This is a genomic window from Acinetobacter sp. A47 (genome assembly GCF_000805455.1).
Classification (GTDB): domain Bacteria; phylum Pseudomonadota; class Gammaproteobacteria; order Pseudomonadales; family Moraxellaceae; genus Acinetobacter.
This window is the reverse complement of the sequence record NZ_JSUS01000049.1, coordinates 70,138-91,530: the sequence shown is the minus strand read 5'-3', so window position 1 is coordinate 91,530 and position 21,393 is coordinate 70,138. Positions and strand designations below refer to the sequence as shown.

15 protein-coding genes and 1 pseudogene are annotated in these 21,393 nt (G+C 46.2%); 7 read left to right on the top strand and 9 right to left on the bottom strand.

The window, feature by feature from the left end; genetic code table 11:
• Positions 1 to 213: 213 nt before the first annotated feature.
• From OC23_RS11830 to OC23_RS11820, 3 genes are all read right to left on the bottom strand, one after another.
• Positions 214 to 888 carry a class I SAM-dependent methyltransferase gene (locus tag OC23_RS11830; protein ID WP_038345034.1) on the bottom strand — a complete coding sequence of 225 codons (675 nt, stop codon included), beginning with the start codon at positions 886 to 888 and terminating at the stop codon, positions 214 to 216.
• A gap of 72 nt (positions 889 to 960) precedes the next feature.
• A complete protein-coding gene (locus OC23_RS11825) occupies positions 961 to 2,655 on the bottom strand; it encodes an AMP-binding protein (protein ID WP_038345033.1) in 1,695 nt (564 codons plus the stop codon).
• A 108-nt stretch (positions 2,656 to 2,763) separates the two neighbouring features.
• Complete coding sequence (locus tag OC23_RS11820) at positions 2,764 to 3,381, bottom strand: TetR/AcrR family transcriptional regulator (RefSeq protein WP_038345031.1); 618 nt, start codon at positions 3,379 to 3,381, stop codon at positions 2,764 to 2,766.
• Between the two features lie 147 nt (positions 3,382 to 3,528).
• Between OC23_RS11820 and OC23_RS11815 the strand changes: the two genes are divergently transcribed.
• Genes OC23_RS11815 through OC23_RS11795 form a run of 5 tightly spaced genes read left to right on the top strand, consistent with a single transcriptional unit; the run spans position 3,529 to position 10,048 of the window.
• Positions 3,529 to 4,701, top strand: coding sequence for an isovaleryl-CoA dehydrogenase (locus tag OC23_RS11815; RefSeq protein WP_038345030.1), 1,173 nt, complete (start codon positions 3,529 to 3,531; stop codon positions 4,699 to 4,701).
• A 24-nt stretch (positions 4,702 to 4,725) separates the two neighbouring features.
• Positions 4,726 to 6,327, top strand: coding sequence for a carboxyl transferase domain-containing protein (locus OC23_RS11810; RefSeq protein WP_038345082.1), 1,602 nt, complete (start codon positions 4,726 to 4,728; stop codon positions 6,325 to 6,327).
• A gap of 9 nt (positions 6,328 to 6,336) precedes the next feature.
• Positions 6,337 to 7,152 (top strand): enoyl-CoA hydratase/isomerase family protein, encoded by an 816-nt coding sequence (locus OC23_RS11805; RefSeq protein ID WP_038345029.1) that lies wholly within the window; start codon positions 6,337 to 6,339, stop codon positions 7,150 to 7,152.
• A 5-nt stretch (positions 7,153 to 7,157) separates the two neighbouring features.
• A complete protein-coding gene (locus tag OC23_RS11800; RefSeq protein ID WP_038345028.1) occupies positions 7,158 to 9,149 on the top strand; it encodes an acetyl/propionyl/methylcrotonyl-CoA carboxylase subunit alpha in 1,992 nt (663 codons plus the stop codon).
• A complete protein-coding gene (locus OC23_RS11795) occupies positions 9,146 to 10,048 on the top strand; it encodes a hydroxymethylglutaryl-CoA lyase (RefSeq protein ID WP_038345027.1) in 903 nt (300 codons plus the stop codon). The genes OC23_RS11800 and OC23_RS11795 overlap by 4 nt, the downstream gene beginning before the upstream one ends.
• 235 nt (positions 10,049 to 10,283) lie before the next feature.
• Here the strand turns inward: OC23_RS11795 and OC23_RS11790 are convergent, their stop codons facing one another.
• Positions 10,284 to 11,222: a LysR family transcriptional regulator gene (locus tag OC23_RS11790; RefSeq protein WP_038345081.1), complete on the bottom strand. Its 939-nt coding sequence runs from the start codon at positions 11,220 to 11,222 to the stop codon at positions 10,284 to 10,286.
• A gap of 203 nt (positions 11,223 to 11,425) precedes the next feature.
• On the opposite strand from OC23_RS11790, the gene OC23_RS11785 reads away from it, so the two are divergent.
• Positions 11,426 to 14,893, top strand: coding sequence for an indolepyruvate ferredoxin oxidoreductase family protein (locus OC23_RS11785; protein WP_038345025.1), 3,468 nt, complete (start codon positions 11,426 to 11,428; stop codon positions 14,891 to 14,893).
• A 96-nt stretch (positions 14,894 to 14,989) separates the two neighbouring features.
• On the opposite strand, the pseudogene OC23_RS11780 reads toward OC23_RS11785, so the two are convergent.
• From OC23_RS11780 to OC23_RS11765, 4 genes and pseudogenes are all read right to left on the bottom strand, one after another.
• Positions 14,990 to 15,912 (bottom strand): annotated as a pseudogene (locus tag OC23_RS11780) (2-hydroxyacid dehydrogenase).
• Positions 15,909 to 16,664: a class II aldolase/adducin family protein gene (locus OC23_RS11775; protein ID WP_038345024.1), complete on the bottom strand. Its 756-nt coding sequence runs from the start codon at positions 16,662 to 16,664 to the stop codon at positions 15,909 to 15,911. Before OC23_RS11775 ends, OC23_RS11780 begins: the two are co-directional and overlap by 4 nt.
• Positions 16,665 to 16,750: 86 nt before the next feature.
• Positions 16,751 to 17,539: an enoyl-CoA hydratase-related protein gene (locus OC23_RS11770; RefSeq protein ID WP_038345022.1), complete on the bottom strand. Its 789-nt coding sequence runs from the start codon at positions 17,537 to 17,539 to the stop codon at positions 16,751 to 16,753.
• Positions 17,540 to 17,582: 43 nt separating this feature from the next.
• The gene (locus OC23_RS11765) at positions 17,583 to 19,385 is read right to left on the bottom strand and encodes an acyl-CoA dehydrogenase C-terminal domain-containing protein (RefSeq protein WP_038345021.1); all 1,803 of its coding nucleotides are present in this window, start codon (positions 19,383 to 19,385) and stop codon (positions 17,583 to 17,585) included.
• A 330-nt stretch (positions 19,386 to 19,715) separates the two neighbouring features.
• Here OC23_RS11765 and OC23_RS11760 point away from each other — a divergent pair, with 330 nt between their 5' ends.
• Positions 19,716 to 20,150, top strand: a complete 435-nt coding sequence (locus OC23_RS11760; protein WP_038345020.1) for a PaaI family thioesterase — start codon at positions 19,716 to 19,718, stop codon at positions 20,148 to 20,150.
• A 20-nt stretch (positions 20,151 to 20,170) separates the two neighbouring features.
• Here the strand turns inward: OC23_RS11760 and OC23_RS11755 are convergent, their stop codons facing one another.
• A complete protein-coding gene (locus OC23_RS11755) occupies positions 20,171 to 21,388 on the bottom strand; it encodes an MFS transporter (RefSeq protein ID WP_038345019.1) in 1,218 nt (405 codons plus the stop codon).
• Between the last annotated feature and the right edge of the window lie 5 nt (positions 21,389 to 21,393).

Genomic DNA, 21,393 nt, shown 5'->3' with positions numbered 1-21,393 from the left:
TGAATAATGCTCAAGCTCATTCTTTATTTGTTTTTCCTTTACCTGAACCGCAATTTCACAGCACATTTTTTTATTTTAAAAATCAAAACTTTTTGATTTATTTGATTTTACCTCCTCTGTTTTAATCCTTTTTTAGGCCTTTTTATTATTTTAAAAATGACAACAGCAAGTGAAAGCCGAAGCGTCCAGATACAGCAATAGTCATGCATCAGCTTAATTTTTCTGTGCAATCAGTCCCTGATAGGCCAAGCTCTGGCTAAAAACATGGCTATGAGCAAACCCGGCTTGTACAAGCAGTTGTTGATAATCCGTTAATGACAGCCTGTAAAAATCCTGTTCCAGACGCTCCATCATCGCCTGACTCTGCGCTGCACTCAGTCCATTGGCCTGACATAACAGTGGCAAGGCTTGCATTTGCAGTGTGTCTTCACAATGCATCAGATCGAAGGTCAATAAAATGCCACTGCTTTTTAAACGCTTTGCGATTTCGGAAAAAAAAGCCGGTTTGAGGGCATGCGGAATAAAATGGGCAACGAGAATACAAAGTGCAGCATCAAAGGTTTGCAGTCCGGAGAAACCATTTGTCTCTCCATGGACAAAGTTGACGCGAGCTTGCTGCCCGATTGCCTGAATATGGGCTTGCGCTTTTTGCAGCATGGCCAAAGAAGGATCAACAGCAGTAAAAGACCAGCCAGAATGCTTGTTCAGTAAATATTCAAGCTCATAGCCTGTGCCGCACCCCACCACCAGAACATGTGCATCAGGCCCCAAATGTGCCTGTAAAATGGCATCGACCTGCTGATGCATCAGTTCGTAGCCTGGAATCAGACAACGGATATGATCATCATAACGCTCCACCACTTTCTGGCTGTTAAAATCTTTGGCCATTTCATTCCCTGTTTTTAGTCACGTGACTCTCAGCAACCGGTAAAATGCTGAGTCATCCCATCATCCTTCATCTTAATCAAAGACTTCTGCCGTCAGGTTTAGCTCGGCGCGCATGATTTCCTGCAATTTGAATTTCTGAGCCTTGCCAGAAGCCGTCATCGGAAATTCGGTAAAAAACCTGACATAACGGGGAACCTTGTTATGTGAAATATGCGCCCTACAAAAGTCACGGATACTGTCTTCATCGCTTTGATGATGTTCATGCAAAATAATGCAGGCACAGAGTTCCTCTCCATAACGGCGATCCGGTAAGCCAATGACCTGAACATCACAGACATCAGGATGGGTATATAAAAAATCTTCAATTTCTTTTGGAAACAGGTTTTCACCGCCTCGGATCACCACATCCTTGATACGGCCTTTGATTTTGATAAAACCGTCTTGATCCATTTCTGCGATATCACCGGTATGCATCCAGCCTGCCGCATCAATGACCTCTCCGGTTTTTTCAGGCTCATCCCAATAGCCTGCCATGACTGAATAGCCACGCACACAGAGCTCACCGAGCACTCCTTGCGGAACAATCTCGCCTTCCAGATCAACAATTTTGACTTCCAGATGCGGATGCACATGTCCGACCGTACTGACCCGTTTATCAATGGAATCATCCATATAACTTTGTACACTGACGGGTGACGTCTCGGTCATGCCATAACAGATGGTGATTTCAGACATATGCATGCGGTCTATGACCCGCTGCATGATTTCTCTTGGACATGGACTGCCTGCCATGATACCGGTACGTAAACTGGATAAATCGAACTCGGCAAATTGCTCATGCTCTAACATGGCAATAAACATGGTCGGCACCCCGTAAGCTGCGGTGCATTTTTCCTGATGGATGGTTTTTAAAGACGCTAGCGGATTAAACACAGCGGCCGGATACACCATGGTTGAACCATGGGTGATACAGGCCAGATTGCCCATCACCATGCCAAAGCAGTGAAATAGCGGAACAGAGATACAGACCCGATCCTGGGGGGTTAACCCGATGCCTTCCCCCACAAAATAACCGTTATTAAGGATATTGTGATGGGTCAGCATGGTTCCTTTCGGATTGCCGGTAGTCCCGGAAGTAAACTGGATATTAATGGTTTCATCAAACTGCAAGTGGCTGGCTAAAGCCTGTAGCTGATCTAATTGCTGTTGCGTCGGTTGTTCCAGCAGGTCGTTAAAACGGTGTATACCGTTATGTTGCTGCTCATCAATTTTAATGACGTATCTTAAATGAGGTAAACGTGCCGAATGAAGTACCTTATCTGTACTGGTTGCCAGTTCAGGTGCAATCTTGCTTAGTAATTGCTGATAATCTGTGGTCTTGAATTGCGCTGCAATAACCAGTCCCTTACAGGCCACCTTGTTGAGCACATATTCCAGTTCATGGCTTTTATAGGCCGTGTTCAGATTGACCAGAATAATGCCGGCTTTGGCGGCGGCAAACTGGGTCACAGTCCATTCCACACAGTTGGGAGACCAGATGGCCAGACGATCCCCCTTTGTTAATCCCAGTTTCAGCAAACTACAGGCAAAGGCATTGACTTCATCCTGCAAGGCCTGATAACTCAAGCGTCTGTTCTGGTGGACACTGACAATGGCCTCCTGCTCGGCATATTGCGCACAGGCCTGATCAAATTGCTCTGCAATTGTCATCCCCAACAGGGGCTGGGTACTGGTTCCAGAGACATAGCTTAACCGTTGTTGTTGCATTGAATCACTCTCCTTGATTCTTTGTAATTCTGTTTTTCATTCATCTAATTATTGTGAGAACAAGATTTTCCAGAGCTCCTGTTGTGCAATCCGGTCATAATGCGGGCCTTACTTCTTCTGTACCGCATCTACACAAAAGTCCGCAATCTGTCTGGAAAAATAGTTTTTGTGCTGCTGATCAAACTTTATATTTTGTGCCGGATCAAGCGGTTCAACCACCACATAGGTCATGGCACCCACCACACACAGTGCTGCGGTATTGAGATCATCCAGAACAAATTCACCACTTGCGTTTCCATCTGCAAAGATTTTTTTAATACTTTGTTTAATCAACTGTTTTACCCGGAAACGCTCATGTTCAACTGTTGAATCTACGGGTTCAAACATGAGTGAATAGGCCAGCTGCGGACTATTCAGCGCCCGCTTTACAAAAGTTGCCACGGCCTTGTGCAGTTTCTGCTTTGCCGACAAATCACTTTCGATAATCGAGTCAATGACCAGCAGTTCAGTGTGAATTGCCTCGGACAAAACCTCAATCAGCACCTGACTTTTATTCTCAAAGTAGCGATAAACCAAGCCGCTGGAAACTCCTGCCTGCTCTGCAATGGTTTGTATCTGTGCGTCTTTGACCCCTCCCTCTGAAATTATTTTTCTGGCTGAACTCAAAATCGCTTTACGATTTTGCTCCATCCGCTCCTGCATCAAAGATGATCGTTTATAGCTCATGAATTTTATTCTCTACCAAACAAAATGAATTGTAAATCATTTTATGAATCACTATTCACTTTTTCAAAAAATCATTGTATGGTACTTCTTAAGTACATACAACAACGCATTTGGCACAACAAATAAAACCCATGGGATGACAATACAATGAACTTACGTAGCTTGAATTTTGGCCTGGATGAAACATTAATTGCACTACAAGATTCGGTGGCTGCATTTTGTGCCAAGGAAATTGCCCCTATTGCCCAGCAGGTCGATCAAGACAATCTATTCCCGGCCCATCTCTGGAAAAAATTTGGGGATATGGGCCTGCTCGGCCTTACTGTTTCAGAAGAATACGGCGGCACCAATCTCGGTTATCTGGCACATATTCTGGTTCTGCAAGAGATTTCACGTGCTTCAGCCTCGATCGGACTGTCTTATGGCGCGCATTCCAACTTGTGTATCAACCAGATCAACCGCAATGGTAACGAGCAGCAGAAACGGAAGTACTTACCCAAACTGATCTCGGGTGACTTTGTCGGTGCCTTGGCGATGTCGGAACCCAATGCAGGCTCGGATGTGGTCAGCATGAAGCTGCGTGCCGAGCAAAAAGGCGATCATTTTGTTCTAAACGGTTCAAAAATGTGGATCACCAATGGGGGCGATGCCGATGTACTGGTGGTCTACGCCAAGACTGATCCACAGGCAGGTGCCAAAGGCATGACGGCATTTTTAATTGAAAAAGACATGAAAGGCTTTAGTCATGGCAGCCATTTAGACAAACTGGGAATGCGTGGCTCCAATACGTATCCGCTATTTTTTGACAACGTCGAAGTACCTGCCGAAAACGTGCTCGGCGGTGTCGGTAACGGCGCCAAAGTGCTGATGAGCGGTCTGGATTATGAACGTGCCGTATTGAGTGCCGGCCCGCTTGGCATTATGGATGCCTGTCTGGATGTGGTGATTCCCTACTTGCATGAACGTGAGCAATTCGGTCAGGCTTTAGGTGAATTCCAGCTCATGCAAGGCAAACTGGCTGACATGTATTCCACCTGGCTGGCGTGTAAAGCTCTGGTCTATGCGGTTGGTGCTGCCTGTGATAAAGCCGACCATGACCGCAGTTTACGTAAAGATGCAGCAAGTGCCATTTTATATGCGGCTGAAAAAGCCACATGGATGGCAGGCGAAACCATTCAAACTTTAGGCGGCAATGGTTATATCAATGAATACCCTGCTGGCCGCTTATGGCGTGATGCCAAACTTTATGAAATTGGTGCGGGTACGTCTGAAATTCGCCGTATGCTGATTGGCCGCGAACTGTTTAATGAAACCAAATAATAATGATAAATCAGGATGCAGCGTATGAACCAGTTACACAGCAAGATCAATGTCCGGAGCGAAGACTTTAAAGCCAACCAGCAAGCCATGCAGGCTTTGGTTGCAGACCTTCAACAGGTGGCGCAAAAAGTCTCGCTTGGTGGTGGTGAAAATGCCCGTCAAAAACATCTGGCCAGAGGAAAACTGTTACCACGTGACCGGATTGACCAGCTGATTGATGTTGGTAGCGCGTTTTTAGAAATTGGTCAACTGGCAGCCTATCAGGTTTATGAAGATGATATTCCGGCGGCTGGCGTGATTGCCGGGATTGGGCAGGTCAATGGCGTGACCTGCATGATCGTCGCCAATGATGCAACGGTAAAAGGCGGCACCTATTATCCGCTTACAGTGAAAAAACATTTACGTGCCCAGGAGATTGCCGAACAGAATCACCTGCCGTGTATTTATCTGGTCGATTCAGGCGGTGCATTCTTACCAATGCAGGACGAGGTCTTCCCCGACCGTGATCACTTTGGACGTATTTTCTATAATCAGGCCCGTATGTCGAGTCTGGGAATTGCCCAGATTGCGGTGGTCATGGGCAGTTGTACCGCTGGTGGTGCCTATGTACCGGCCATGTCCGATGAAACCATTATTGTCCGCAATCAAGGCACCATTTTCTTAGGTGGCCCTCCTCTGGTCAAGGCCGCGACTGGCGAAGTGGTCAGCAGTGAGGATTTAGGCGGTGGCGATGTCCATACCCGCCTGTCAGGTGTGGCAGATCATCTGGCTGAAAATGATGAACATGCCATAGCCATAGCACGGAACATTGTTGCAAACCTCAATAAAAAGCCAAATGAGTTAAATAAACAAATTGATGAACCGTTGTTTGATGCGTCGGAACTCTATGGCGTGGTGCCAAATGATGCACGTAAACCGTTTGATGTGCGTGAAGTGATTGCCCGTATTGTAGACGGCTCACGTTTTGATGAATTCAAGGCACGCTTTGGCACGACCTTGATTACCGGATTTGCTTCGCTTTATGGCATGCCGGTCGGGATTATTGCCAATAACGGGATTTTATTTTCCGAGTCTGCACAAAAAGGTGCGCACTTTATTGAACTGTGTACACAACGCAATATTCCTTTGTTATTCCTGCAAAATATTACCGGCTTCATGGTCGGTCGCCAGTATGAAAATGAAGGGATTGCCAAAAATGGTGCCAAACTGGTGATGGCCGTCGCCACTGCCAATGTACCTAAACTGACCCTGATTATTGGCGGTTCATTTGGTGCAGGTAACTACGGGATGTGCGGCCGTGCTTATTCACCCCGCTTTTTATGGACATGGCCCAACTCGCGTATTTCTGTGATGGGCGGCGAACAGGCCGCAAGCGTCCTCTCGACCTTGAAGCGTGACCAGATTGAGCAAAAAGGTGGCGAGTGGTCAGCGCAACAGGAAGACGAATTTAAACAACCGATTCGTGAACAATACGAGCGCCAAGGCCATCCATACTATGCTTCTGCCCGCCTCTGGGATGATGGTGTGATCGATCCGGCACAAACCCGTCATGTGCTGGGACTGAGTCTTGCGGCTGCGATGAATGCGCCAATCCAGCCAACCAGATTTGGCGTGTTCCGCATGTAAGAGGTGTCTATGCGCTATCAATTTTTACAACTCGAACAACACGATCAGGTTGCCTATGTGTGGCTGAACCGCCCTGAATTGCACAATGCCTTTAATACAATCGTCATTGAAGAATTGCATACCTGCTTTAACGATCTCAATACACGTGATGATATCCGTGTGGTGGTTCTGGCAGGCCGTGGCAAGAGCTTTTCGGCAGGTGCCGACCTCAACTGGATGAAACAGGCAGGTCAGGCCTCTTCGGCAGAAAATGAAGCCGATGCCTTAAAACTGGCGCACATGTTGGATGCACTGGCCACGCTGAAACAACCGACCATTGCCCGTGTACATGGTATCGCCTTTGGTGGTGGTATGGGGCTGGCTTCGGCCTGCGATATCTGTATTGCCAGCACCGACGCCAAGTTTGCAACCTCTGAAGTTCGTTTAGGCCTTGCCCCCTCGACCATCAGTCCCTATGTGATTCGGGCAATTGGTGCTCGGCAGGCTTCCCGTTATTTCTTGACTGCCGAGCGGATTTCGGCACGTGAAGCCAAACAGATCGGTTTGGCACATGAAGTCGCAGATGCCGAAGACCTGGATAAAAAAGTTCAAGAGATTGTTGATGCATTGCTGCTCGGTGGCCCGTCTGCGCAAGCGGCCTCAAAACAACTCATTCAAATGGTGAGCAACCAGACCATGAGCAATGACCTGCTACACAAGACTGCACAGCATATTGCGCAAGTTCGCCAAGGCAGTGAAGCCAAAGCCGGATTAAATGCGTTCTTGAATAAGCATCAGCCTGTCTGGATTTCTCAGCCGAATAACAACAATAACAATCAAGGATAAAGACCATGTTTGAAAAGATTCTAATTGCAAACCGTGGCGAGATTGCCTGCCGTGTAATTCGCACCGCAAAAAAACTGGGTATTGCAACGGTTGCGGTTTACTCCGATGCAGATGCCAAGGCACAGCATGTCAAACTGGCAGATGAAGCAGTTTATATTGGCCAGTCCCCTGCGACGCAAAGTTATTTACAGGTAGAGCGTATTATTCAGGCAGCAATTGATACAGGTAGCCAAGCGATTCACCCAGGCTACGGTTTCCTGTCTGAAAATGACCAGTTTGCCCGCGCTTGCCAGCAACACAATATTTGCTTTATCGGCCCTCCTGTGGAAGCCATTCTGGCGATGGGCTTAAAAGCGACCTCTAAAGCCCTCATGGAAAAAGCAGGTGTTCCTTTAACACCGGGTTATCACGGTAGCAACCAAGATGCCGACTTTTTAAAGCAACAGGCAGACCGCATTGGCTATCCGGTTTTAATCAAAGCCAGTGCAGGCGGCGGCGGTAAAGGCATGAGTCTGGTTGAACGTAGTGAAGATTTTCTGCATGCCTTAGCCTCGTGTAAACGTGAAGCCAAATCAAGCTTTGGTAATGATGACGTCTTGATTGAGCGTTATGTGATTCAGCCACGGCATATTGAAGTACAAGTATTTGGTGATACCCACGGCAACTATGTACATTTATTTGAACGTGATTGCTCGGTACAACGCCGTCACCAAAAAGTACTCGAAGAAGCTCCTGCACCACAAATGCCAAGCGAAAAACTTGATGCCATGCGGCAAGCGGCCATTGATGCTGCACGTGCGGTCAATTATGTTGGTGCCGGTACGGTTGAGTTTATTGTGGAACAAGACGGTACCGCGTATTTCATGGAAATGAATACCCGTTTACAAGTCGAGCACCCGGTGACTGAAATGATTACCGGTGAAGATCTGGTCGAATGGCAACTTCGTGTCGCTTATGGCGAAGCTTTACCAAAACAACAAAATGAATTACAGATACACGGTCATGCGCTTGAAGCACGGATCTACGCTGAAGAACCAGAAAAAGGCTTTTTACCCGCCATTGGTAAAATTGACTATCTGCACTACCCGACTCAAACCCCATATGTACGTGTCGACAGCGGTATTGTGGAAGGCGATGAAATTACGACTTATTACGACCCCATGATTGCCAAACTGATCGTATGGGGTAAAAACCGTGAAGCGGCACTTATTCAGATGCAACATGCCCTCAGCCAGTTCCATGTCGATGGCTTAGGCAACAACATTGCCTTTCTAGAAAAAATTGTTCGCAGCGAATCGTTTAAACAAGCTAGGCTGGATACCAACCTGATCCAGCGTGAACATGATTTTCTGTTTACCGCGCAACAGACCAAACCCGAGCTGATCGTGGCAGCAGCATTTATTGAGTTTCTCAGCAAACTCGAGAGTAATTGCTCAAGCCAGAAACAGCTTTGGCAAGCTCAACCCCTATGGCGTTTAAATATTGCTTATCAGCACCGTATTCAGCTGAACCATCTGGATCAACACATTAAAATCGGTATTCGCTCGGCAGGACAGGGATTTATCGCAGAATATAACGGTCAAAGCTATCCAATTTCAGGTCAATTGCTCGATACACATACCGCGGTGTTAGAGCTTGAGGGTTCCCGGCAAAAACTGGCTTTTAACCAGAGCCAGCAAGGCATTACCTTGTTCCAGAATGGTCAAAGCTATAAGTTTGCTTATATTCGCCAAGATTTTAATCAGGCAGACAGCCATGCTGATGAAGGCCACCTGAAAGCTCCTATGCCGGGCGTGGTCACGCAAGTGCTGGTGAGTGCCAATCATAGCGTGAAGAAAGACGATATTTTAATGACCCTTGAAGCCATGAAAATGGAATATACCATCCGTGCACCTAAAGACGGCGTGATTGTAGATTCCTATTTCCAAGTGGGTGATCAGGTCAAGGCTGGCGATGAGCTTGTAGAGTTTCAGCCTGCTCAGGAGAACGTGGCATGAGCGAGTTTGTCAAAATCATGGAGGTCGGCCCCCGAGACGGTCTGCAAAACGAAAAGCAGGCCTTGACGGTGGAACAACGCTTCAACTTCATTCACGACCTGATCCGTGCCGGCCTAAAATCCATTGAAGTCGGTTCCTGTGTGTCGGCAAAATGGGTGCCGCAAATGGCACAGAGTGACGAGCTCTTTAAGCTGTTACCTCAGACAAACGATGTGCAATTTAGCCTGCTTACCCCCAATATCAAAGGTTTTGAAACGGCTCAGGCGGTAGGCTGCAAAGAGGTCGCGGTGTTTACCGCTGCTTCGGAAAGCTTTACCCGCAAAAATATCAACTGCTCAATCGAGGAAAGTCTTGAGAAATTTAGCGATGTCATGACCGCAGCCAAAGCACACAACATCCGTGTACGTGGCTATGTCTCGTGTATAGTCGACTGTCCTTATGAAGGTGCAATTGCACCTGAGCAAGTGGTCAACGTCGTGAAACGGCTGTATGACATGGGCTGCTATGAAGTGTCTCTAGGCGAAACCATCGGTACAGCGACCCCAGATCGCGTTCAGAAAGTCTGGCAAGCCTGTCTGGCTGAACTGGACAGCAAGGTTCTGGCTGGGCATTTTCACAATACTTATGGCATGGCGATTGCCAATATTTATCAGTCCCTACAGCAAGGCATACGTGTTTTTGATTCATCCCTTGCAGGTCTTGGTGGCTGCCCTTATGCCAAAGGCGCATCGGGTAATGTCGCGACCGAAGATTTGTTCTATCTATTATCAAACATGGGCTTTGAAACCGGGATTGATCTAGAAAAGCTGATGCAGGCCAGCCAGAATATTAGCCATGTACTCAACCGGAAAAGCCTGTCAAATTATGCCAATGCGTATTGGCAAACAAAATGTGCCTAATAATAAATTAAAATAGCTCAGCATCTGGTATAAGGCTTAATATTAGGCAAAGTACCGGATCATCCTCTCTCATCTTTATCTCATTTCATTCAGAAATTGGGATTAAATCCCTCATACAATTTTTTTAAAATTTATCATTTATCTCGGTATGAAATGCCTCTTTCTAAAGAAGCATTTTCTACTTTTAGTTTTAATTCTTATTTTTTGGTTCCTTTATTATCACGCCTCACATCATTTATAAAAAATAATCCGTATCTTGCTGTATTTTTGGAGAAACATATTGCTCTACCCACTCCAGCCAGGTTCGTGTTTTGACATCGACAAAATCCCGTGACGGCAACAAGGTATACACCCCGATATCAGGCGAACGCCAGTCCGGTAGGATACGGCGTAACCGCCCTGCCCGTATGGCATCAATCGCTGAAAAGGTAGGCAGCAAGGCAATGCCCATATCCTGTTGTACCACATCCAGCAGCAATTCAGGCGTATCTGCAATCAATGGGCCATTGATATCAATCTGATAGGAACAGCTATTTTCACTGGTCAGGTGCCATTGCGGGGTGATGGATGGATTGACCAGACGTAAACAGGCATGTTGCTGCAAATCATCCAGTGTGTGCGGTTCACCATGCTTTTCCAGATAGGCAGGTGAAGCACATAACACCGAAAAGATCGTACCAATACGGCGTGCTACAAAGCGCGAATCTGCCAGAGATTCAGTCAGGTAAAGACTGACATCAATGCCCTTGCCTAAAAGATCAGGTACATTTTGCGAGGTTCGATACTCTACCGTCAGGTCAGGATAGGTTTGACAGAACTCCGCCATCATCGGAGCCAGATAATGATGACCAAAGCTGGCCATACTCAGCACCCGTAACCGTCCTTGCGGCTTGGTGGCCATGCCCATGGCCTGTGCTTCAGCTTCCTCCACCATCGCCAAAACCTGACGACACTGCTCGGCATAAGCCTCCCCAATCTCGGTCAGGGCATGTTGCCGGGTGGAGCGTTGTAGGAGTTTTGTACCTAAACGCCCCTCCAGTTCGCTAATTAACCGCGAAACCTGCGCTGTTGTCAGCTCCATCTGTTCGGCAGCAGCCGTGAAACTGCCGCTATCAATCACTTTCAGGAAAGCATGCATGGCATGCAATAGTCCACCCTCAAGATTTTTGCGCATAACGTAAATATCTTTTTCTAAATTACGCATTGTTGCACCAGTTTGGATCTACCACAATGACATTAATGTACATACATTGATCAGCTCTTTTTTTAACCCGGACTGTTCAATCTTTTTTCTTATGATGTACTTGCTCCAAATATTCAACCGGATGTTGAAAAAAACAAGTAGTTCAAACTACATACAATTCTAAGGAGATATAAATGAATATAGCGACAAAAGTTACTCCAAAAATTATTGCCACCAAGGATGTGTCGCTGGACGATAAATATATCAGTGATCACGGTTCAGCCTATATGACAGGCATTCAGGCACTCGTTCGCTTACCTCTGGCACAGACTCGCCGTGATGAATTGAACGGACTGCACACTGCCGGTTTTATTTCTGGTTATCGCGGTTCCCCGGTCGGGAATTATGATAATTTTCTTTGGCAAATTGGCGGTATTCTCAAGGATCACCATGTCGTCTTTCAACCCGGTATCAATGAAGATTTAGCTGCAACTGCCATCTGGGGTACCCAGCAAGCCAATCTGGCAGGTCAGGGAAAATATGATGGTGTCACCTCGTGGTGGTATGGCAAAGGCCCGGGGGTTGACCGTTCTGGCGATGTGCTGCGGCATGCCAACCTGGCCGGCACTGCACCACATGGCGGTGTTGTTGCGCTGTTTGGCGATGATCATTCCTGTAAATCCTCCACTGTGCCGCATCAATCCGAACATGTCATGATCGGTTGTGGCATTCCGATTTTTTATCCGACTTCGGTACAGCATATTCTTGATCTGGGTGTACATGCGGTAGCCATGTCACGTTTTGCCGGCGTCTGGACATCCATGAAACTGGTCAGTGAAATTGTTGAAACTTCGGCTTCTGTTCAGGTCGATCTGGACCGTGTGGTTCCTATCTTGCCTGAGGTCAAATTCCCAGAAGATGGCGTACATATCCGCTGGCCAGATCATGGTATCCAGCAAGAACAGCGTCTGTATCAACACCGCCTGCCTGCCGTGCTGGCCTATGCCCGTGCCAATCAGCTCAATCGCGTGACTTGGCCGTGTGACCATGCCCGTATCGGGATTGTGGCCAGCGGTAAAGGCTATCTCGATACTATTGAAGCCTTGCGTATTCTGGGTATTGAAGATGAAACCGCTCAACAGCTGGGGCTGCGTGTCTATCAGGTCGGGCTGATCTGGCCTCTGGAACCACAAGGGATTCGTGAGTTTGCCAAAGGGTTGCAAGAACTGATTGTGGTTGAAGAGAAACGTCCGATCATTGAAGCACAAATCAAGGATGAACTGTATTCCCTGCCTGATGGGCAACGGCCACGTGTAATTGGCAAGGCCATTCATGGTAAGGGTGAATGGAGTACCTCAATCGAAGAAGCCCCGCTGATTGGACATTATGAGTTCCAGCCTGAACCGATAGCCAAGATGCTGGCGGCGCGTTTTCTGCAACTGGAGCTGCCTGAAAGTTTAAAACAGCAAATTCAGGATCGTGTTGATTTACTGCAAAAAGCAGAACAGGAATCACGCCGTGTGCTGGATCTGGCCGAACGAAAACCGTATTTCTGTAGTGGCTGTCCGCACAACACCTCCACGGTGGTTCCAGAAGGCAGTCGCGCCTTAGGCGGTATCGGTTGTCACTATATTGCGGTGTCACTAGACCGTGGGACTGAAACCTTCTCGCAAATGGGCGGTGAAGGTGTAAGCTGGGCGGGTGCCTCGCATTTTACCAACGAGAAGCATATTTTTGCCAATCTTGGTGACGGCACCTATTTCCATTCCGGCTACCTGGCGATTCGGCAAGCCATTGCGGCCAATATCAATATTACCTATAAAATCCTCTATAACGATGCAGTGGCCATGACTGGTGGTCAGCATGTCGATGGACATTTGAGTGTTGCACAGCTGACGCGCCAGCTGGATGCCGAAGGCATCAAAAAACAGGTGATTGTGACCGATGAGCCGGAACTGATACATGCCGAAGAACACCTTGCACCTAATGTAGAAATCCGTCACCGGAATGATCTGGATGCGGTGCAACGTCAATTACGTGAGATTTCAGGTGTGACTGCCCTGATTTATGTACAAACCTGTGCCAGTGAAAAACGTCGTCGCCGTAAACGCGATATGTACCCCGACCCGGCCCAACGCCTGTTTATCAATAGTGATATCTGTGAAGGCTGCGGTGATTGTTCCAAACAGTCCAACTGCCTGTCAATTGAGCCTGTGGAAACGCCATTAGGCACCAAACGCCAGATTAACCAGAGCAGTTGTAATAAGGATTTCACCTGTGTGGAAGGTTTCTGCCCGAGTTTTGTGACGGTACACACCCGGGATATGAAACGTCCGGCCAAGTTTGAGGGTTTTGCCACAGGCTGGCCTGAGCGGCCCGTCATTCCGCAACTGCATGACATTCCAAGCCGGATCATGGTCGGTGGTGTGGGCGGTACTGGCGTAGTGACGGTCGGTGCTTTACTGGGTATGGCAGCACATCTGGAAGGTAAGGCCACCCGGGTCATGGACATGGCCGGACTGGCACAAAAAGGAGGTACGGTTTACTCCTATATCCAGCTGGCCACTGACGATGAACAGATTTCCTCGACCAAAATCCCTGAACATCAATGTGACCTGTTGATTGGTGCAGATGCCATTGTGGCGGGAAGTAATGCCGCTTTATCACGTCTTAAACCGGATGCCATGGTGATCGTCAATGAAGATGGCTCGCCGACCTCTGACTTTATCAATAAACGTGACTGGTATGCACCGGTCAATGACTTGATTGACCGTCTTCGTGGTCGCGTCCGTCAAGGAACTGTGCTCTCCCTCCCTGCTGCGCGTATTGCAACACAGGTATTAGGCGATGCAATTTTTGCCAACCAGATCTTGCTTGGCATGGCATGGCAAACCGGACAAGTCCCGCTATTACGTGAAAGTATCGAAAAAGCCATCCGGCTGAACGGTACTGCAGTCGATAAGAATCTTGAAGCTTTCCGCGTAGGTTGCCATCTTGCCAGCGACCCGGAACTGGCTAAACGCCTCCTCGACAGTTTGCCAAAACAGGAAAAACCTCTAACACTGGCAGAACTGATCCACGACCGATCAGTCCGGTTGCAGGACTACTGGAATGCTAATTATGCCGATACATACAAGACGCTTGCGGAACAGGCTGCTCAGGCACTGCCAGAAGAGCTGGCCACCACAATTGCGACACAGCTGTATCGCGTAATGGCATATAAAGATGAGTATGAGGTTGCACGCCTGCTTACAGGTGCAAGCTTCAAAAAATCGGTCGAGTCACAGTTTGGCCGTGGTGTACGCTTGTCGTATCATCTTGCCCCTCCAACACTGGGTACCAACGTACGTAAACGTATCTTCGGTTACTGGATGCGTTTCCCGATGATGCTACTTGCACGATTACAGTGGCTTCGTGAAACTTTTCTTGATCCATTTGCACGTCAGGAAGAACGTCGCCATGAACAGGCATGGCGTGACCGTTATATGGACTTTGTTAAAGCACTGGTTGCCGCACCACAACAATATGATTTGAACGTGGCTAAACAGATCGCGCAGTTACCTGCCGAAGTCCGTGGCTTTGGTCATATCAAAATGCAGGCAATGGACGCAGCAAAACAGCGTTGGGATGAGTTGTCCAAACAGCTCTCTGATAAAGTTTAGTGGCAAGGCTGGGCATTTCCAAGCAAAAAGGATATGCTCAGCCAGCTGATCCAGAGTCCATACAAATGGATGCTTGCAAAGTGGCTATTTGCGGGTTTAATAACCTTTCAATGTATCAACCTGATTCAACAAAGCCTGCCCCTGCCTGACACGCTGGTCATTTTCCAGAATCTGGTTGACCACAACTGGCCAGGGTGCATGGGAAGCAACATGCGGAGTGATCACCACTTTTTCATGTTGCCAAAGCGGATGATTTTCAGCCAAGGGTTCTTTTACAAAAACATCCAGAATCGCCCCACGTAAACGTCCAGAATCCAGATAATTTAATAAATCTTGTTCAACCAGATGCTGACCACGTCCACAATTGATGATACAGGCCTGATCAGGAAGTCGATCAAATAAAGATTTTGATAAAATGCCCTGATTACTTGCCGTAAGCGGCAATAAATTAATCAGTATTTCAGCCTGTCCCAAAAATTGATGAAAACCTTCATCACCGGCATAGCATGTGACCTGTGCAATCTGTTTAGGAGTCCGTGACCAGCCAGCAACCGGATACCCCAGTGCAGCAAATTGTCTGGCCATATATGCCCCATTTGCCCAAGCCCCATAATCCCGATTTTCACGTCAGCATGTGCACGTTGCGGATATTGCCGCCAGCGTTGTTGCTTCTTTTGAGCAAAAGCCTGATCGAAAAAACGTTGATAATATAAAATGCCCCATTGCAAATAATCAAACATGCCTTTTTGATGTAATTCATCCACAACACGACAGACTTTATACCGGGTAGCGATTCGAGCCAGATCGAGATGTTCAACGCCTGCCGCCATCGAATGAACCAGTTTTAATGCCGGTAATTTTTCCAGCTGATCAAGATCAGGAAACCATGAAACTGCCGTGGTGGCGAACTGGGCTTGTTCACTCTCTGCCAGACAGTACGAACCTGGGGGAGCATAGTGTAAAAAAGCATCTTCCAGCCATCTTTGAACCTTGGGTACAGTGGTGGCAATTACAATCATGAGCAATATTCCTCACGTTGTTGCTCAATTAAAGAAAGTGCCGCATGCCATGCATTCAAGATAATTTTTTCTACGCCATTGGCTTCAAACTGTCTGCTTGTATGTTCACACACCGCTTCGGAAGGAAAATGTAATTCTGCGCCACCAGCCATTGCCTTGATCTGGGCCTGACAGGCACGTTCCAGAAAATAAATTTCATGGAAGGCACGCTGTACGCTATCTCCTGTTGCCAGCAATCCATGATTTCTTAAAATCATGACACGATGATCGCCCAGGTCCTGAACCAGCCGTACTCTTTCCTCAGTCGATAGTGCGACACCTTCATACTCGTGATAACTGACTTTTTTATAAAACTTCAAGGCATGTTGAGAAATGGGTAACAAACCATGCTTTTGAGCGGAAACAGCAATTCCGTCAGCAGTATGGGTATGAATCACACAATGAATATCTTCGCGGGCTGCGTGCAATGCCGAATGTATGACAAAACCAGCTACATTCACATTTTTTCCCGCATCATAGTTTTCAACAATCTTGCCTTCACCATCAATCTTAACCAGATCGGAGGCTTTCATTTTCTCAAATGGAATTCCATAATGATTGATCAGGAAATGTCCTTTTTCATCTGGTACACGTAGACTGATATGGGTATCGATCAAATCTGTCATACGATAGTACGCAATCAAACGATACAAGGCTGCTAGCTGACAACGGGCTTCCCATTCAGTGACCGAAACCTTCTCTTTTAAGCTCATGTATTATCCTGTGTTCAGGTGCTTATGACATACAGCACTGTTTTGATTATTTTCAAGATGTAAAACATCTTGGATTTTCAATTAACCTAATTAAAGTTGGGTTTTCGCTTTTCCATAAATGCCGCCACGCCTTCTTGATAATTATCCGATCGGCCAGCAATACACTGCAACTCACGTTCCAGCTGTAACTGCTCGGCAAGTGTGTTATCTGTGGCATGGTTGAATGCTTTTTTAATCAATGCAATCGAACTGCCAGGCTGTGCAGCTAACCGCTCAGCCAGTTCAACGACCTGTTGTTCAAAAACCTCATCTTCATAAATGTCCCAAATCAGTCCCCAATTCAAGGCTTTTTGGGCAGAGAGCTTTTCTCCCAGCATGGCCAGTCCTTTTGCACGGGCCAAACCGGCCAGTTGCAGTAAGCTCCACGTACCCCCCGCATCCGGAATTAGACCAACCTTGCAAAAAGACTGTATAAAGGTAGCAGACTGTTTCGCCACGACCAAATCACAGGCCAATGCCAGATTGGCACCTGCACCAGCAGCCACGCCATTCACCGCAGCGATAACGGGCTTGGTCATGTTTGTGATTTTAAGTACCAGAGGATTGTAGAATTTTTCTAAAGCCGCTCCCGCATCATAATCTGGCGCAGCAATAACATCCTTCCCCCGCGATCTTAAATCTTGTCCGGCACAAAAACCTTTGCCGGAACCGGTTATCACAATAACCTTGATCTCGGTAGAATTCGCCCACTGGTCTAAAATAGCAGCAATCTCATAATGCATCTGTTCGTTGAAACTATTGAGCACTTCTGGACGATTCAGCATCAAATAGCCCACACGATTTTTCTGACGTATCAAAATATGTTCAAAATCCATTTATCTCTACCATCCATATAATACCCATCATTGAAGACTGGCCTTAAAATGAAAATGCGTCTTCATCAAGCTCCATCACTGCCTCAGCTCCTGAGGCAATAGCAGCAGCATGCATTTGAGTCCGTGGCAATAATTTCTGGTAGAAAAACTTGGCAGTGCTGAGCTTGGCCTGATAAAACTTTGTATCTGGCACTCCATCTGAAAGCTTTTCAAGTGCCACCTTTGCCATACGGGCCCATAGATAAGCAAATACGACATACCCAGAAAAAAACAGATAGTCGACAGAAACTGCGCCAATTTCTTCCGGATTTTGTCTGGCTTTTTCTGCAATTTTACGAGTGATCGACAACCATTGCTGTTTGAGTTCATCCAGCTTTTCCAAATATACAGACAGTGCTTGATCTGACTGGTTCTGCTCAATAAACTCCTGGATTAAACCCGTCATGTGGTTTAACAGCTTTCCTTCCGTCTTGAGTACTTTACGCGCCAACAAGTCTAAAGACTGGATTTCAGTGGTGCCCTCATACAAGGTGGAAATCCTTGCGTCACGCACAATTTGTTCCATGCCATGTTCAACAATAAAACCATGTCCACCAAAGACCTGCACGCCATGCTTGGCAGATTCATTTCCAGTTTCAGTTAAAAAGGCTTTAGCAATAGGTGTTAATAAAGCCAGTAACTCATCTGATTTTTGTCGTTGTTCAACATCATCTGAGCTCTCAACAATATCGACATGCTGGGCCAATAGATAAGCCAGTGCCCGCCCCCCTTCAGAAAACGCTTTTTGGGTCATCAGCATTGTACGTACAGCCGGATGAACAATAATCGGGTCTGCATTTTTCTGAGGATATTTTGCACCAGATAAAGATCGCATCGCCAGCCGTTCTTTGGCATAAGCTAAAGCACCTTGAAATGAAATCTCGGATGCAGCCAGTCCTTGTACAGCAGTGCCAATCCGGGCTGTATTCATAAAGGTAAACATACAGTTGAGTCCACGGTTTTCAGGACCAATCAGATAGCCTTTTGCAGCATCAAAATTTAAAACACAGGTGGCATTGCCATGAATCCCCATCTTGTGTTCAATCGCACTACACAGCACATTGTTTCGGTTCTGGATATTTCCCTGATCATCGACATTAAATTTGGGCACAATGAACAACGAAATACCTTTGGTACCCGTAGGTGCATCCGGTAAACGGGCCAATACGATATGGATAATATTTTCTGCCAGATCATGTTCACCAGCAGAAATAAAAATTTTTTCTCCGGTAATTGCATAGCTGCCATCGGGATTTGGCACAGCTTTCGTCCGGATCAACCCCAAATCTGAACCTGCATGTGATTCTGTCAGGCACATGGTACCTGTCCAGACTCCGGCAATCAGCTTGGTTAAAAAGCGGTGTTTTTGCTGTTCAGTACCATGATGTTCAATGGTACGCATCGCGCCGTGCGACAGACCAGGATACATGGCCCACGCCCAGTTAGAACCACACAACATTTCTGAAATCGAGATGCGTAGTAAGGTTGGTAAACCCTGACCGCCATATTCCGGGTCTGCAGTAAGCGAGGTAAAGCCGAGCTCTACATATTTTTCATAAGCCGATTTAAATCCCTGTGGCGTTGACACCATACCTTGAGATAAATGACAACCTTGCTGATCTCCCTGCTGATTAATCGGCGCCAACTCATTTACACAAAAATCTGCCGCTGCTTCAAGATACTGATCAATCAGCTCACGGCTAAAGGCTTCCTGATATTTAGGTAATTTTTGATAGTTCTGTTCCGTTTGAAGCAATTCATGCAGTACAAATTGCATATCACGTAAGGGTGCTTGATATAAAGGCATAATTCTTTCCTTCTGACAGGGTCTGGCGCTCAGGCCAACCACCTTGTATTTCCTTCACTGGCTTTTATTGTTCCATCATTCAAAAATATCAAATTAATTTCATATTGCAAAATTAATTTTCATTTTAAACAATTTTATTTTGTAAAAATCGGGATGAACATTCACAGAATATCTATAAGCATTTATATTTTAATTAAAAATATGAAACAACAATACCTAGACATAAAAACCAGAGACAAATAAAAAGTTTTGTATTGCAAAATTTTATTTCGTATAAAAGCAAATTATAGTATGGTAAATCTATTATTCAACAACCTTCAAGGACGATATATGGAGCAGCACAAATACACAGGTCTTGAGTTCTTAACCGCCTTAAAAAATGGTGAAATTCCTGCTTCCCCGATGGCCCACACCATTCCAATGGAATTAATAGAGGTCTCTAAAGGCAAAGCCATCTATAAAGTTACACCTGGGCAGCAGCATCGAAATATACAAGGTGGCGTGCATGGTGGTTTTTGTGCTACAGCTTTAGATACGGCGACAGGCAGTGCGGCCCATACCCTACTTGAACATGGTGTTGGCTATGGCACTATTGATTTAAATGTAAAAATGATCCGCCCCATGCAGGTTGATACGTCTTACTATGCGACGGCCGAGTTGATTAATGCTGGCCGCAATATCATTACTACACAAGGTAAAATTTTAGATGAAAGCGGCAAGGTCTATGCTTTTGCTTCGGCAACCTTAATGATTATTCGCAAATAATAAAATTTTAAAGCTCCTGTTTATGGAGCTTTTTCTTGCTTTGCTATCTTGTTCATTTCATAAAAATCTAAGCGATCAATCACGAAACTTAACATTGCCATCGCTAAACCTAAGGCTGCACATGCTTCCCATCCCCAATGTTTCCAAGCATACACCGCAATAAAAGAACCTAAGGCGGCTCCGCCAAAATATAAGGTCATATAAATTGAATTAATACGGGAACGTGCCTCGGCCGAAATCCGGTAAACCAAATTTTGGTTAAGCACATGAAATGCTGACAAACCGAAGTACGCCATAATCACACCAACAGCGTAGGCAAGCAGAGACTGCTGAGCAAAAAATAGGGGTATCCATGCACTCATTAATAACCCCATGCAAATCACTGCAATTTTATTCTCAAGACCTGCTGCAATTTTCTTGCCCGCCCAAGGGGTCGCAAACACACCAGCCAAGCCGACAATCCCAAATAAACCAATCTGGAAATCGTTAAAATGATAAGGCTCATTCGCCAAAATAAAAGTCATGGTGGTAAAAATCAGAGCCAAAATACCAAAGCCAATTCCCCCCGCCAGACCACGGCGTAGTAAATGCGGCTGGTGAGCTGCTAATGAAAATAGTGAAGCATAAATCTGTAGTATATTGAGTTGATGGGATTTGCGCGTAACTGGTAACTTTACCCACATTACCCAAGCAAACACCAAAATGACAATTCCGCTAATTAAATAAACCGCATGCCAAGACCAAACTGTAGAAAGTAAGCCTGCAATAGAACGTGCCAATAATATTCCCAAGAACAAACCACTCATGAGGGTGCCTACAACTTGAGGACTTTTTTTCGGGCTGGCTAAACCTGCGGCAAAAGGAACCAAAACTTGAGTTGCAATCGAAAAGAATGTGGCTAAAAAGGTAAAGCCATATAAAGCTGGCAAGGTTTGACTTAAAGATAGTCCTACTTGTGCAAGACCAGTACAGCACATGAGCAAGCAAATATACCTGCGCTTTTCAAAAAAGTCGCCTAAGGGAACCAATATAAAAAGGCCAACTGCATATGACAGTTGGCTAATCACAATGGTTAAGGCGACTTGATCGGCATTGACTTTTAATGCTTCTGCAATTGAATAGATTAAGGGCTGGTTATAATAGTTTGAACCCGCGCAAATGCCACATGTCATTGCCATAATAAGAATAAAGCTTTTTGACAATATATTTTCTGCATTGGATTCAACTATTCTTTCCATTTAGC

Coding starts and splice junctions, on each gene's coding strand:
- OC23_RS11830 (WP_038345034.1), bottom strand. CDS start 888: ATGGCCAAAGATTTTAACAGCCAGAAAGTGGTGGAGCGTTATGATGAT.
- OC23_RS11825 (WP_038345033.1), bottom strand. CDS start 2,655: ATGCAACAACAACGGTTAAGCTATGTCTCTGGAACCAGTACCCAGCCC.
- OC23_RS11820 (WP_038345031.1), bottom strand. CDS start 3,381: ATGAGCTATAAACGATCATCTTTGATGCAGGAGCGGATGGAGCAAAAT.
- OC23_RS11815 (WP_038345030.1), top strand. CDS start 3,529: ATGAACTTACGTAGCTTGAATTTTGGCCTGGATGAAACATTAATTGCA.
- OC23_RS11810 (WP_038345082.1), top strand. CDS start 4,726: ATGAACCAGTTACACAGCAAGATCAATGTCCGGAGCGAAGACTTTAAA.
- OC23_RS11805 (WP_038345029.1), top strand. CDS start 6,337: ATGCGCTATCAATTTTTACAACTCGAACAACACGATCAGGTTGCCTAT.
- OC23_RS11800 (WP_038345028.1), top strand. CDS start 7,158: ATGTTTGAAAAGATTCTAATTGCAAACCGTGGCGAGATTGCCTGCCGT.
- OC23_RS11795 (WP_038345027.1), top strand. CDS start 9,146: ATGAGCGAGTTTGTCAAAATCATGGAGGTCGGCCCCCGAGACGGTCTG.
- OC23_RS11790 (WP_038345081.1), bottom strand. CDS start 11,222: ATGCGCAAAAATCTTGAGGGTGGACTATTGCATGCCATGCATGCTTTC.
- OC23_RS11785 (WP_038345025.1), top strand. CDS start 11,426: ATGAATATAGCGACAAAAGTTACTCCAAAAATTATTGCCACCAAGGAT.
- OC23_RS11775 (WP_038345024.1), bottom strand. CDS start 16,664: ATGAGCTTAAAAGAGAAGGTTTCGGTCACTGAATGGGAAGCCCGTTGT.
- OC23_RS11770 (WP_038345022.1), bottom strand. CDS start 17,539: ATGGATTTTGAACATATTTTGATACGTCAGAAAAATCGTGTGGGCTAT.
- OC23_RS11765 (WP_038345021.1), bottom strand. CDS start 19,385: ATGCCTTTATATCAAGCACCCTTACGTGATATGCAATTTGTACTGCAT.
- OC23_RS11760 (WP_038345020.1), top strand. CDS start 19,716: ATGGAGCAGCACAAATACACAGGTCTTGAGTTCTTAACCGCCTTAAAA.
- OC23_RS11755 (WP_038345019.1), bottom strand. CDS start 21,388: ATGGAAAGAATAGTTGAATCCAATGCAGAAAATATATTGTCAAAAAGC.